The organism is Pseudomonas sp. SDT291_1_S447 (assembly GCF_054070155.1).
In genome coordinates this window covers 1-419 of the sequence record NZ_JBSVXS010000307.1, presented here as the reverse complement: position 1 = coordinate 419, position 419 = coordinate 1, and the positions used below count along the sequence as shown (strand labels likewise).

The following is a 419-nucleotide window of genomic DNA, read 5'->3' as shown; positions in this document are numbered from 1 at the left end:
CCTGATTGGATTGTCGGACCGTTCTTTTTAATCTGTCGGTTGCGTATGACAGACAAGTCGCCCATCGCCCGTGATGCAGCAGTGCATGGATGAACGAGGTAGCTAACAGGCGCTTTTGCCCTCTACACTCGGACATTCATTGATACACGGAGGTTTTTCCATGCGGCGTGTGGTGTTCAATCAGAAAGGCGGGGTTGGCAAGTCCAGCATTGCCTGCAACCTGGCGGCAGTCAGCGCCAGCGAAGGTTATCGAACCCTGTTGGTGGACCTCGATGCACAAGCCAACTCAACCCAGTACCTCACGGGGCTGACCGGCGACGATATCCCCATGGGTATCGCGGATTTTTTCAAGCAAACCCTGTCTTCCGGGCCGTTTTCCAAGAAGAACAAGGTGGATATCTACGAAACCCCGTTCGACA

1 protein-coding gene is annotated in these 419 nt (G+C 53.9%); it reads left to right on the top strand.

Annotated elements, in window-relative coordinates; all coding sequences use genetic code 11:
• Positions 1 to 160: 160 nt before the first annotated feature.
• Positions 161 to 419: ParA family protein (locus tag ACW9IR_RS29675; protein ID WP_457466171.1), on the top strand; the 259-nt coding region annotated here is incomplete at its 3' end.